This is a genomic window from Leminorella grimontii (assembly GCF_039789245.1).
Taxonomy (GTDB): domain Bacteria; phylum Pseudomonadota; class Gammaproteobacteria; order Enterobacterales; family Enterobacteriaceae; genus Leminorella; species Leminorella grimontii.
The window spans coordinates 1,436,960-1,449,270 of sequence record NZ_CP146357.1 but is presented as its reverse complement, the minus strand read 5'-3'; the positions used below and the strand labels follow the sequence as shown (position 1 = coordinate 1,449,270).

The 12,311-nt window shown below is 58.2% G+C and carries 11 protein-coding genes; 3 read left to right on the top strand and 8 right to left on the bottom strand.

Features of this window, described 5'->3' with window-relative positions:
* Positions 1-17 precede the first annotated feature (17 nt).
* The 3 genes from V8L73_RS07005 (at position 18) to pabB (ending at position 3,859) form a co-directional block, all read left to right on the top strand.
* Positions 18-1,457, top strand: a complete 1,440-nt coding sequence (locus V8L73_RS07005) for a catalase (protein ID WP_347254483.1) — start codon at positions 18-20, stop codon at positions 1,455-1,457.
* A 103-nt stretch (positions 1,458-1,560) separates the two neighbouring features.
* Entirely contained in the window at positions 1,561-2,142 is a 582-nt protein-coding gene (locus V8L73_RS07000; RefSeq protein WP_347254482.1) for an aminodeoxychorismate/anthranilate synthase component II, read from the top strand.
* The gene (gene pabB / locus V8L73_RS06995) at positions 2,129-3,859 is read left to right on the top strand and encodes an aminodeoxychorismate synthase component I (RefSeq protein WP_347254481.1); all 1,731 of its coding nucleotides are present in this window, start codon (positions 2,129-2,131) and stop codon (positions 3,857-3,859) included. Before V8L73_RS07000 ends, pabB begins: the two co-directional genes overlap by 14 nt.
* 62 nt (positions 3,860-3,921) lie before the next feature.
* On the opposite strand, the gene V8L73_RS06990 is transcribed toward pabB, so the two are convergent.
* The 8 genes from V8L73_RS06990 to V8L73_RS06955 all read right to left on the bottom strand — a co-directional run bounded on the left by V8L73_RS06990 (position 3,922) and on the right by V8L73_RS06955 (position 12,235).
* Positions 3,922-4,872 carry a bifunctional helix-turn-helix transcriptional regulator/GNAT family N-acetyltransferase gene (locus tag V8L73_RS06990; RefSeq protein WP_347254480.1) on the bottom strand — a complete coding sequence of 317 codons (951 nt, stop codon included), beginning with the start codon at positions 4,870-4,872 and terminating at the stop codon, positions 3,922-3,924.
* Positions 4,873-5,082: 210 nt separating this feature from the next.
* Complete coding sequence (menE, locus tag V8L73_RS06985; protein WP_347254479.1) at positions 5,083-6,489, bottom strand: o-succinylbenzoate--CoA ligase; 1,407 nt, start codon at positions 6,487-6,489, stop codon at positions 5,083-5,085.
* Positions 6,477-7,448 (bottom strand): o-succinylbenzoate synthase, encoded by a 972-nt coding sequence (menC, locus tag V8L73_RS06980; RefSeq protein WP_347254478.1) that lies wholly within the window; start codon positions 7,446-7,448, stop codon positions 6,477-6,479. The genes menE and menC overlap by 13 nt, the downstream gene beginning before the upstream one ends.
* Complete coding sequence (menB, locus tag V8L73_RS06975; protein ID WP_027274387.1) at positions 7,448-8,305, bottom strand: 1,4-dihydroxy-2-naphthoyl-CoA synthase; 858 nt, start codon at positions 8,303-8,305, stop codon at positions 7,448-7,450. Before menB ends, menC begins: the two co-directional genes overlap by 1 nt.
* A gap of 2 nt (positions 8,306-8,307) precedes the next feature.
* A complete protein-coding gene (menH, locus tag V8L73_RS06970) occupies positions 8,308-9,093 on the bottom strand; it encodes a 2-succinyl-6-hydroxy-2,4-cyclohexadiene-1-carboxylate synthase (RefSeq protein ID WP_347254477.1) in 786 nt (261 codons plus the stop codon).
* The gene (gene menD, locus V8L73_RS06965; protein WP_347254476.1) at positions 9,093-10,769 is read right to left on the bottom strand and encodes a 2-succinyl-5-enolpyruvyl-6-hydroxy-3-cyclohexene-1-carboxylic-acid synthase; all 1,677 of its coding nucleotides are present in this window, start codon (positions 10,767-10,769) and stop codon (positions 9,093-9,095) included. The genes menH and menD overlap by 1 nt, the downstream gene beginning before the upstream one ends.
* A 268-nt stretch (positions 10,770-11,037) precedes the next feature.
* Positions 11,038-11,565 (bottom strand): DUF4303 domain-containing protein, encoded by a 528-nt coding sequence (locus tag V8L73_RS06960; protein WP_051155674.1) that lies wholly within the window; start codon positions 11,563-11,565, stop codon positions 11,038-11,040.
* Between the two features lie 64 nt (positions 11,566-11,629).
* Positions 11,630-12,235 (bottom strand): YebB family permuted papain-like enzyme, encoded by a 606-nt coding sequence (locus tag V8L73_RS06955; protein ID WP_347254475.1) that lies wholly within the window; start codon positions 12,233-12,235, stop codon positions 11,630-11,632.
* Between the last annotated feature and the right edge of the window lie 76 nt (positions 12,236-12,311).

Here is a 12,311-nt window from a genome sequence, read left to right as displayed (position 1 = left end):
TTCTACAGGAGAAAATGATGAGCGATAAAAAACTGACAACCGGATCTGGCGCCCCGGTCGTTGATAACAACAACGTAATGACCGCTGGCCCCAGAGGCCCGATGCTGTTGCAAAACGTTTGGTTTCTCGAAAAGCTGGCCCACTTCGACCGTGAAGTGATCCCCGAGCGCCGTATGCACGCTAAGGGTTCCGGCGCCTATGGCACCTTTACCGTAACGCACGATATTACCAAGTACACGCGAGCCAAGATTTTTTCAGAGATTGGCAAAAAAACCGATCTCTTTATCCGCTTCTCAACCGTTGCCGGTGAGCGCGGCGCCGCTGATGCAGAGCGCGACATCCGCGGCTTTGCCATCAAGTTTTATACCGAAGAGGGCAACTGGGACCTGGTCGGCAACGATACGCCGGTCTTCTATCTACGCGACCCACTGAAGTTCCCGGATCTCAACCACGTCGTTAAGCGCGACCCACGCACCAACCTGCGCAATCCGACCTACAAGTGGGACTTCTTCTCTCAGCTTCCGGAATCGCTGCACCAGTTGACCATCGACTTTAGCGACCGCGGCCTGCCCTATTCCTATCGCAACATGCACGGCTTCGGCAGCCACACCTTCAGCTTTATCAGCGCAGACAACAAGCGCTACTGGGTGAAGTTCCATCTACGCACCCAGCAGGGCATCAAAAACCTGATGGACGACGAGGCGGAAAAGCTTATCGGCCAAGACCGTGAAAGCTCTCAGCGCGATCTGTACGAAGCCATTGAAAAACGCGACTTCCCACGCTGGACGCTGTTCGTGCAGGTCATTGAAGAAAAAGACGCAAGCAAGCTGCCTTACAATCCGTTCGATCTGACCAAGGTCTGGCTGCATAAAGACGCGCCGCTGATTGAAGTCGGCGTGCTTGAACTCAACCGCAACCCGGAAAACTACTTCTCCGAAGTGGAGCAGGTCGCGATGAACCCAGCCAACGTCGTGCCCGGCATCGGCTTCTCGCCGGACAAAATGCTGCAAGGCCGCCTGTTCTCCTACGGCGACGCGCACCGCTATCGTTTAGGCGTTAACCATCACCAAATCCCGGTCAACGCTCCGCGCTGCCCGTTCCATAACTATCATCGCGACGGCGCGATGCGCGTGGACGGCAACAGCGGCAGTGGCGCAACCTACGAGCCAAACAGCTTCGGCGTGTTCAAAGAGCAGCCGGACTTCAGAGAGCCGCCGCTGACGCTGGAAGGTGCAGCCGATCACTGGAACCATCGGGAAGATACTGACTACTTCAGCCAGCCGAGAGCGCTGTTTAATCTGCTTAGCCCGCAGGAGCACGAGCGCATGTTTAAACGCATCGCCGGCGAGCTGATTCAGGTGCCAGAGCACATCCGCCAGCGTCAGATAGACCTGTTTACACAGGTGCATCCTGACTACGGCAACGGCGTCGCCAAAGCCGTAAAAGAGATGATGTAATCCCTCACCTCTGCCCGCCCCGCCGCTCGGCGGGGCATTTTCCACTTTCCATTCATCTCCTATTCGCTAGAATGACCGCTCTTTTAAGCAAAAGCGGCCCGGTATGATCCTGCTTCTCGACAACTACGACTCCTTTACCTATAACCTGTACGACTACCTGCGCCAGTCCGGCGTACGGGTGCATATCGGTAAAAACGACGCGCTGTCGCTCAGTGAAATCGCCGCACTTGCGCCATCGGCCATCGTGCTGTCCCCCGGCCCCGGCAGGCCAGAAGGCGCAGGGATTACGCTATCAGTGATTAAACGGTTCGCTGGGCATATCCCCCTGCTCGGCGTTTGCTTAGGCCATCAGGCCATCGCCAGCGCCTTAGGCGCCCGCATCGTGTCCTGCCCGACGCCGACTCACGGCAAAACGGCGCTTATCGACCACGATGGGCAAACGCTGTTTCACGGCCTGCAAAACCCGCTTCGCGTCACGCGCTATCACTCGCTGATGGTAGACGCGGCCACACTGCCCGACGCGCTTTGCATTACGGCCCAAACGCAGGACGGTATCGTGATGGCGCTTCGCCACGTCGAACTGCCGATTGAGGGCGTACAGTTTCATCCGGAAGCCATATTGACCGACAGCGGAAAGCAAATAATCCACAACTTTCTGGCCAACTATACGAATGAGGTTGTTTGACGTGACGCTGCGCTTTGACTTTGACCAACGGACAACGCTGTTTCGTCGCCCCATTCGCATTATTCAAACGTCCCGCGTAGATGAAGTCGTTGGATGCCTGCATGACGTGGAGCAGGCCGTTGCCCAAGGCTATTACGCCGCAGGCTTTATCGCCTATGAGGCCGCTCCGGCCTTTCAGCCGTTTTATCGCTCGCCGCCGCAGGGAGAGATGCCTCTGTTATGGTTCGGTATTTATCAGAACGCAGAGTCGGACGACGAAAAGGATAAAAGCGCCATCGCCCCGCCGCTTGCGTGGTCGCCGTTAACCGACGTTGAAAGCTACCGCAGCGCCATTGCGCGCATTAAGCAAGAGATTTGGGCCGGTAACACCTATCAGACCAACTACACCATTAGGCTTGAAAGCTGTCTGGATGGATGCGACGAGGCGGCGCTTAACGCGCTCTACTCACAGTTAAAAGACGCTCAACGTGCTGACTATTGCGCGCTTCTGAACTGCGGCCGCTTTAAAATCCTGTCCGCGTCACCCGAACTGTTCTTCCATTGGAAAGCGGGAAGCATCACCACGCGTCCGATGAAGGGCACTGCCGCCAGAGGGCTGGACGCCGAGGGCGATCTGGCTCAGCGCGCGAAGCTCATGGAATCGGAAAAGGATCGGGCGGAAAACGTCATGATCGTCGACCTGCTGCGTAACGACCTGAGCCAGATAGCCGAACCGGGCAGCGTGAAAGTCCCTAGCCTGTTCGACGTTGAGCAGTACCCTACCGTCTGGCAGATGACCTCTACCGTTACCGCCAAAACGCGTAGCGACGTTGGGCTGACCGACGTCTTTCGCGCCCTGTTCCCCTGCGGCTCTATCACCGGTGCGCCCAAAGCCAGCACCATGAGGCTTATCGCCGAGCTTGAACCGCTGCCGAGAGAGGTTTACTGCGGCGCCATTGGTTACGTTACGCCACAGGGTGAAGCGCTGTTTAACGTACCTATCCGTACCGTGGTTATCGACACGCAGACCTCCGTCGCCCGCTACGGCGTAGGAGGCGGCATCACCTGGGACTCCAGCGCGGAAAACGAGTATCAGGAAGTCATCGACAAAACGCGCGTGCTTAAAGGCCTCCAGCAGCCTGAGCAACTGCTGGAAAGCCTGTTGTTGAAAAACGGCGGCTACACACTATTGGACAAACACCTTAGCCGGCTGGCCGCTTCGGCTCGCTATTTCAACTTTTGTTTCGATAAGAAAGAAACAGAACGCGCCCTGCGGGAACTGGCTTCAGCCAACGCTGATGGCAGCCATAAGGTTCGGCTGCTGCTCGACGCCGACGGTGAGCTTGAACTCAGTGCAGAAGCCGTCACGCCGCTCACGACTCCGCTGTCCGCCCGCTGGTCGCCCTTCCCGGTCAACAGCCAAAACCGGCTGCTCTACCATAAAACCATCCTGCGGGACGCTTATCCCAAGGCCTCTCTGGACGATGAATATCTGCTGTACAACGAGCGCGACGAAATCACCGAGTTCGTCAACGGCAACGTCGCGCTGCTGCTCGATGGCCGCTGGCTAACGCCCGCGCTTACCTGCGGCCTGCTGCCGGGCACGGAGCGTGAAGCGCTGCTTGCGGCGGGGAAGATTGAAGAAGCGGTCATCCCCCGTAGGCTGCTTGCGCAGGCGCGGGGGGTGGCGTTTTTTAACAGCGTTAGGGGATGGAGAGAGGTGGAGTGGGTGGAGTAAACGCCTCTCTCCGGTGGATTGACTTCGATTTAACGTGTCCTCGTTCGAGAACGATAAACGCATCACGGCCTCTTGCGCGTAAACTGCTGCTCCGTCACCACGCTCCCCCACTGGCTGCCCTCTTCCTCATGAACGAGAACAAACCCGTGCGATTCATACAGACGCCTTGCCGCATCCAGCCCCTTAAACGTCCAAAGCTGGGTGGCCTTGAACTCGTGCCTATCGCAAAACGCTAGCGCGGTCTCAATCAAAATCTTTCCCACGCCGCTACCGCGGCATCCGTCGTCCAGAATAAACCAGCGTAAATGCGCCTCGCCGTTGCCCAAGTCCTGACCGTCGATCGCAATGGAACCGACGATCCTGTCGTTAAGCATCGCAGCCCAAACGCCGTTGCAGGGTTCATCAAGACGACCGACAAATTCGGCAATGCCGGAAGCGACCTTGCTTTCAAAATACTGGCCGAAGCCGGAATGCGTTGAATAATACGCCGCGTGCATTTCCGCTACCCGACCAATAAGGCCGGGGCGGTAGCCTGCTTCAATTCTTATTTCGCTGGGCGCTGCGCCTGCTTCCCCCGTTCGGCGAGATTTAAGCGCCTGGGCGTAGCAGAAAATGCCCTGCGCAACCGCCTGCTGCTGGGCAGGATTAAGGCGCTGCATCGCCGTTTCCACCTGCATGCGTCCGTAAGCGTGGATTTCTTCAACGGTACGCTGGCCCTTGGCCGTCAGGCGCAGCTGCTTAAACCGGCCGTCGCCGTCGACGGGCAACTCTTCAAGCTCCCCGGCTTTAATCAGCTTGCCAAGCATCCGGCTCACGCTGGACTTTTCAAGGCAGAGCGCCTGTGCAAGCCTGGCCGCCGTCATGGTCTCGTTCGATTCGATCTCAAGCAGCGCATGCACCGCAGAGGGAGAGTAGTCCGTCGCCGCCAGCGTTGCGTTCATGAAGCCCAATTCACGCACCATCAGGCGGGAAGCGGAACGTATTTTTTCGACCAGGTTTGTGTTGCTCGCCATTATGGGAGTCTCTTATTGTTTTTATTGGTTGCATAATACAACTATATAATAGAAACAGTATCACGAAGGTCGAAAAGGAATAGAGGGTTTGGTCACACAATTGGTATGACGACATCTTTCACCCTCTTTAAATAAGTGGTAGGCTTGGCAATATTTTATTGATGTAACAAGCTGATTAATTGAGAAAAATTACTATATCTTTCGTTTGAATTAACTCCCCGCCCCCAACCTCACCCACTCCCTCACCGCCTGCCGGGAGATCTTAATCCCCCCCTGTTTCAGGCGCTCCGGCAACAGATAGTACGCATCGGGAATTTGGAAGCGCGGAACCTTACCCTCAAGCCAGGTAGACAGCTTAGCGATATCAAAACCGATGTCGCTGTCGATCACCGCTACCGGCCGCTGGCCGAACTCAGCGCTGTCGATGGGTACAACAAAAGCCTGATGAACGGCGGGATGCGTGGCCAGCGCCCGTTCGATGTCTTCCGGCTGGATGCCCTCTCCGCCGCTGAAGAACAGGTTATCCAGACGCCCCTGAACGAACAGCTCGCCGTCTCTGATTTCACCGCGATCGCGGGTGTGAAACCAGCCTTCGGCATCGGTAAGCTCACGCACGTGCCCCTTTTGCCAGTAGCCGAGCGCCTGACCGCTGCCCTTAAGCCAAATCTCATCGCGCACGATGCGAAGCTCCCGCCCCGGCAGCGGCACGCCTACGCCCGCGCTGGCGTCCGCCGGCTTGGCGCAGGCGGTAGAGGCCATCTCGGTCATGCCGTAGCCGCACCAGCAGCTGATGCCCACATTCATAGCGCGGGTGGTCAGCTCTACGGGGATAGTCGCGCCGCCAAGTAATACTTGCTTTAACGCCAGTCCGGACGCGGGCTGCTCCAGCAGGCGCCAAAGCTGAGTTGGCACCAGCGAAGCGTGAGTACAGCCCGAAAGCGCGTCTCCCAAAGGGTGCATATTTCGCTGAACCAGCGTCGCGCCCTTAAACAGCCAGCGCCAGAGGATACCCTGGCCGGACACGTGAAACAGCGGCAAAGACAGCAGCCAGCGGTCGCCGACCTCAAACGGCATCCGTTGCAGCAGCCCTCTCGCGTTCGCCAGGTGGGCGCCAGGGCGATGCACTACCGCCTTGGGCAGGCCGCTGGAGCCGGAGGTTAGCGTCATGGTCAGCGCGCTGTCGCACGGCCATGGGGCATGCTCATCCTGGTAGTCACAGCTCAAAAGCTCGGCGGAAAACGGCGACAGCGGCGCGATATCTGAACTCCAGACGCCGTTGTGCGCGCACCAGCCATAGTGAATATCAAGAGAAGGCAGCAGCTCCGCCAGCAGAGATTCCGGCAGTTGAGGATTAAGGGGTAAAACTCTGGCACCGAGCTGCAGCACGGCCAGATAGGCCAGCAGCAGCTCTTCGCCGTTTTTTCCTCTCAGAGCGACGCCCTGCCCTTCGCGCACGCCGCTTTGGTAAAAGCGAGCGCACAGGGCGTTGACTTCCTCCGCCAGCCGCAGCCAGGAGATCTCCCGTTGGCCGCGGATCAGGGCAATCGCGTCAGGACGCTGGGTTGCCCACTGCCGCCACGGCCAGTCAAAAAACTCCGGGCAGTCTAACGGCGCCATACGACGTCCAGCGAGTCAAGGCCCAGTATCGGCAGCGGGCTGTCCGGCCATGAGCGAACCAGCTGGGACTGCATCAGAGAAAGCGTATCCAACCCCGGAATGGTATTCGGCGTCAGCCACGCGGCGATGCGGGCCAGCTGGGTTAAGCCAAAGCTGCTTTCAATGGAAGAGCTGATGACCGCCATCATACCGGCTTCATGGGCCTGCTGAACCAGACGCTGACAGCGCTGTAAGTTACCCACCAGCGTAGGCTTGATGATAATCGCCGCTACGCCCGGCTCGGCCTCTACGACGAAGTCCGGTTCGCGCACGCTTTCATCCCACGCGATAGCGATCCCCGTTTCCCGCGTAAACTGACGGGACTCTTCCCGAGTTTTACAGGGCTCCTCCAGAAACTGGATGCGAGGACGCAGCTCGGGGGCAACGTACTTCACAAAGCCGTCGGCCTTGGCGCGAGTCCAACTGCGGTTGGCGTCCAGACGCAGCTTAAGGTCAGAGATAGCTTCCAGCAGCAGGTTGACGATCATGCCGTCGCGCACCGCCTCATACAGCCCTACCTTCACTTTCGCCACCTTCTCGCCCTGCATCGCGCCCAGGGCGGGAAACAGCTCGTCCGGGTCGCCGTTGCACAGCGGCGCCTTTCGATAGTCCGCCTTTTCGGGAAGCGTCCCCTCAAGCTCCGCCAGCGCGCAGCTCAGGCCGAAAGAAACCGAAGGCAGCGCGCAGTCGAACGCCTGTTCGCCATTAACCCAGCTGTGCAGCCAACCTAAGGTGGCCGCTTCCGCATCATCCAGCGTCTCCTGAGAGAACTCCGGCAACGGGGAGATTTCTCCCCACCCCTGCCTGCCGTTCTCTTCCAGACACACCAGCAGGCCGTCGCGCGTTTTTAACCGCTGATTGCGCAGGATAACGCCTGCCTCCATCGGCAGGCTAAAGCGGTAGAGTTCGACCCGGCGCATTACGGATTACGCTTGAATTTGCTGAAGTCCGGCTGGCGCTTTTCGTTGAACGCGTTGCGCCCCTCTTGTCCTTCTTCGGTCATGTAGAACAGCATGGTGGCGTTGCCCGCCAGCTCCTGCAGACCGGCCTGACCGTCGCAGTCGGCGTTGAGCGACGCCTTCAGGCAGCGCAGCGCCATCGGGCTGTTGCGCAGCATTTCACGGCACCAGCGAACGGTTTCTCTTTCCAGCTCGGCGACCGGCACAACGGTGTTGACCAGCCCCATGTCCAGCGCTTCTTGAGCGTTATACTGACGGCACAGGAACCAAATTTCGCGCGCCTTCTTCTGGCCGACGATGCGGGCCATGTAGGACGCGCCCCAGCCGCCGTCAAAAGAGCCGACCTTCGGGCCGGTTTGACCGAAAACTGCGTTTTCAGCCGCGATGGTCAGGTCGCACATCATGTGCAGCACGTGGCCGCCGCCGATGGAATAGCCGGCGACCGCCGCAACGATAGGCTTCGGGCAGGTGCGGATCTGGCGCTGGAAGTCCAGCACGTTGAGGTGGTGAACGCCGCTGTCGTCCTTATAGCCGCCGTAGTCGCCGCGCACGCGCTGGTCGCCGCCGGAGCAGAAGGCCTTTTCACCTTCGCCGGTCAGGACGATAGTGCCGATGTTGTCGTCATAGCGCGCGTCAGACAGCGCCTGGATCATCTCTTTGACCGTCAGCGGACGGAATGCGTTACGCACCTCGGGGCGGTTGATGGTGATTTTTGCAATCCCTTCGGCCGACTTGTGGTAGCGAATGTCTTGAAATCCTTCTGAGCAGTCCTGCCACTCGATCGGGGCGTACAGTTCTTCTTCACTTGGATACAGCATGGTTAGCATTCCTTTAAAAATGTAAGCAAACTTTTGGCAAACCCCTCAGGGTTGCCGCTATGTGCGTTATGACCCGCCGCGGGGACAATACGCAGCGGAAAATGGTTTTCCAACGCAATGCGCTGAAACTTGAGATCCCGTTCGCCGCAAAGATAGCAAAACGGGAGACGCCGCTTTTCAACCGCGTCGTTTAGCCGCGCCGTTAACCAGGGCTGGCGGCCAAGCGAAGTGGCCTCAAGCATATCGGCAACGGTAAGGGCGTTGTTCTGTATGCGCTTTTCAATCATGCGCCCGCGCGCATCGTCGTCCAAATCGGCAAACACCGGCTGTCGATACCATGCGTCCAGCGCTTCATCGAAGGGAAGCTGCCGAAAGCGTGCGGCCCACTGGGCGTCGTGGGCCCGTCGGGCGTCTCGCTCGGCCAGGTCGTCAAGGCCGGGGTTGCCGCCTTCAATGGCCAGGCCGCACAGGCCGCCGTTCTGGCCAAGGGCTGCATGATACATCGCCGTTCGGCCGCCGAGAGAGTAGCCGACGAGTATATAACGATTAATATTATAGGCCAGCAGGGTTTGCGCCAGTAAATGGTCGAGGTGGTCAAAGCTTTCAACGCCAACGGAGCGGGATGCGCCGTGGCCGGGCAAATCCAGCGTAGCGCAGGAATAGCGGCTAAAGTAAGGAAGCACCTTTGCCCAGTCTTGACCGTCCCCCAGCAGGCCGTGAATAAACACCAGCCAAGGAGCGTCGTCGTCCAACGGACGTTCGGCGGGGTAGCGCGTCAAGCCCAGCACTAAAGCCGCTCCGCGTCGGATACCAACTGCTGCAAGGCCCGAGCGCCGTCGTGGGGCGCAACGCGAAGCTCCAGCAGCAGCGTTCCGTTCGGCTGACGCCAATGTTCAGAGACCGCCTGCTTTAGTTCCTGCCAGCTTTCCGGGCGGACGTAGTCCAGTCCAAACATTGCCGCCGCGTGCTCAAAGCCGAAGCCGTGCGGCATGCGGTAGAAGCGCTCGCGCTCAACTTCCGGCGTTGGCAGCAGCGAGAAGATCGAACCGCCGTCGTTATTCACCACCACCAGCACCGCCGGTCGGCAGGTCTGACTAAATAACGACAGCGCGTTGAGATCGTAGAGCGCGGAGATATCGCCGATAACCGCCAGCATCGGAGCATCCGCGCTGCGTTGAACGCCCGCCGCGGTAGAAATCAGGCCGTCAATGCCGCTGGCGCCGCGGTTGCTATAAACCGGATATCCCGCAGGCAGCTGCGCCAACGCGTCAATCAGGCGAACGATCAGGCTGTTTCCGGCCCAGAACAGGCCGCCTTCGGGCAGCAGCTCAGGTAAACGGCTGGCAAACTGCGCTTCGCCGAAGCGCTCGGCCAGATAGCCCTGCGCGTGCCGCTGCGCTTTCTGAGCCAGCGTTCCCAGCTCGGGGGCCCAGGGCGCGGCATCGGTCGCCGGATGCATCGACAGCCATTCGCCAATGTCGCCCGTGATGCGTCGACCACGATGGTTGGCCGGATCCAGCCTGCCGCGAACGCCGTCGACAATCCAATACTCTTTGGGAGAACACCCCGCCTGCCACTGAAGCATGCGCTTACCGGTCAGGCTGCCGCCGAACTGAATGACGATCTCTGCCTGCGCCAGCCGTTCCTTGGCCTGCGGATTATTCAGCCACAGGTCGGCACAGGGAAGCGGCTGACCGCAGCTGGAAAGCACGTCGCCGAGAAGAGGCCAGCCTAATTTTTGCGCCCAAGCGGCAACGGCCCTACCCTGCGATGCCGTCAGGCGAGCGGCCACCACCACGCCTCGGCGAACGCGCCACGAATCCCAGTCGGGTTCGGCGCGCAGCGCTAGCGCACCGGGCAAACTTAGCCAAGGAGAGGTTTCATTCCACCACTCGCCCAGCGCGTCGGACCACGCGCTATAGGCGCTTTCGTCCCCGCCGTAGAGCGGCTCGGCAAACGGGCAGTTAACGTGTAGCGCCCCCTGCGACAGCCCGGCCACCGCCTCGTCAACCGCAGAAGCCAGCCAGGCGGCGGAAATATCGGGCGTCGGGCGCGGTAGAGAAAGCGTCGCGGAAGGATGATGAGAAAAAATGTCCGTCTGGCGGATAGCCTGATTGGCGCCGCAGTCAATAAGCTCCGGCGGCCTGTCGGCGGTTAACAATACCAAACGTTCGCCGGTCAGGCCCGCTTCGATTAGCGCAGGATAAAGGTTGGCGACGGCGGTCCCGGACGTGACGATAACCGCAACCGGCCTGTGGCTGACTTTCGCCATGCCGAGGGCAAGATGGCCCAAACCGCGTTCATCAAAGTGGGTATGGCAGGTCAGTTTCGAATTCGCCGCGGCCGCCAACGTCAGCGGCGTAGAACGAGAGCCGGGCGCGATGCAGACGTGTTCGACTCCGTGGCGCGTTAAGGCTTCCAGCACGACCGAAGCCCAACGGCGATTAAACACACTATTTGACATAGCCCTATCGAAACCCATTAATTATTTGATTTTTATGAAGATAAGTTTCATAACCGGCAGTTATTTTACACTAAGGCAGCCCAGGCGACAATGAATGCGCCCGATGAGGCTCCAATAGCCACAACGCATTGTTTATTAGAAAGTTATGAAGAAAAATGGCGGGATTTCATCAAAGAAAATCTGCTGAAGAGAACGAAAAGCGCTTTCTTTCGCATTTTTAGACACAGTTAGAAACACTTAATTTAATGAGGCCGTTGCGGGATACCGCTTAGTCAAGGCGGAAAAAGGCGCTGTCGCCGGCGGCGTTCAGGCGCTTCTGGCTATGGTGCGGCTCTTCTTCGCGATCGTAAACCAGCACTTTGAAGTCCTCGCATTTGGGAATGGCGGCAAACGTCGGCGACCTCATAAAGTCAGCCATGATGCCCGACAGCAGGCTTATCCAGTAGTGGTACTTCTCTTCACCGTTGACGGAAAAGTAGTCATGTTCCTCATCGCGAATGCAGTTCATAGAGCTAAAACATGGGTACTTCCAGTCGCCGGTGTTGTACTTCAGGCTTAAGATGCCCTCATCGGAAAGGTAGTATGCGCCGTTAGCGCCGGTTTGGTAATAATGCAGGATTTCATTCAGGTGTTCAGAAGTGGTCAAGCACAGGTTGAGCTCGACCTCTTCATGGATATTGCAGTCAAACGCAAAGGCCGAAAAAATCTCTTTGGGATGCGCCTCAACAAAACGGCTGACTTCATTTTTCACAAACTGCGCGATCTCGTCGGCAGTCTCTTCGGCATAATATCCCAACGTTGTTACTCCTCCAGGCCATGTCGACTCCGCATCGCCACCGAGGGCAGTTACAGGACGCGGCCTAATGATAATACCAGTCCGGCTCGGCTTCGCTTGCATCCGGGTGGCTGCTGTATACCGACTCAAGCTCGGGATAAAACCACAGGCTGGCCGGCGTCACCGTTTTGCGTTCCCAAGGAATCGAGCCCAGAAACCAAAAGTTCCAGAATTGTAACCGAGCGTTTGGATTACTGTTGAGTAGTTGATCAAAAGTTTCGATCTTGCCCACCGGAATCGATAACGCGTCGCGATAAATATCAAATACGAACTTTGAGCAAAACTGACGCGCAGAGTCGTAGTTAAATCCGGTATGGTAAAGTTTCCACAGTCGGGAAGGCACCTGCTCGACGATCGCCTGCTTCTGTTTTTCACAAAGCCCGCCGCTCAGTCGGCGAATGCCGTAGCGGCCATCGACGGAGCGATTGATAAAGCGGCTGAGGGTCGTGGTACAGGACAGCGGCACGCGGCTCTCCGCCACGATATAGTCGCTGCCGTCGTGGCCGACGATAATGCCGACGTGGTTGCTCCAACAAAGAGAGGCCGCTGAGATCTGGCGAAACAGGGGGTGACCGATACAGGTAAAGACAACGTCGCCAACTTCATAGTTTGTAGGGTAGTCTGCTCGCATTTTGTGGCTCCTTCACGTTACAAAGCGATATCCCGTTATTTCCTATAAAATTAGCCGGTTGAATGGGTAAATTCAA